General features: G+C 47.4%; 1 protein-coding gene. It reads left to right on the top strand.

Annotated features, from left to right (window positions below; genetic code table 11):
• Positions 1-38 precede the first annotated feature (38 nt).
• A partial coding sequence (locus GUI70_RS22900; protein WP_202630580.1) for an SPFH domain-containing protein occupies positions 39-323 on the top strand: 285 nt, incomplete at its 3' end.

Here is a 323-nt window from a genome sequence, read left to right as displayed (position 1 = left end):
CGACCACTCGCGATTAAAACTTTGAAAAAGGAGAAGAAATGAAAAAGATTATTGGTGTTATGTTCGCAATCGTCATGGTTGCCTTGGTGGGCTGCTCTAAGGTTCCAGCTGGTCACACAGGCGTAATCGTCAACATGATGGGCAGCGATAAGGGTGTTGCCCTGCAAGAGGCCACTACAGGCTACAAGTTTCTGACACCCAACGAGGAGTTGTTCCTGTTCCCTACATTTAACCAAAACTTCAATGTAGGTGTGGCCAGCTTTCAGGATCGTGACGGTATGACCATCAGTGCACCACTTGGTCTGACAATTCGAGCTAAGGAA

Source organism: Deinococcus alpinitundrae (assembly GCF_009982895.1).
Lineage (GTDB): Bacteria > Deinococcota > Deinococci > Deinococcales > Deinococcaceae > Deinococcus > Deinococcus alpinitundrae.
This window is presented reverse-complemented; position numbering and strand designations above follow the sequence as displayed.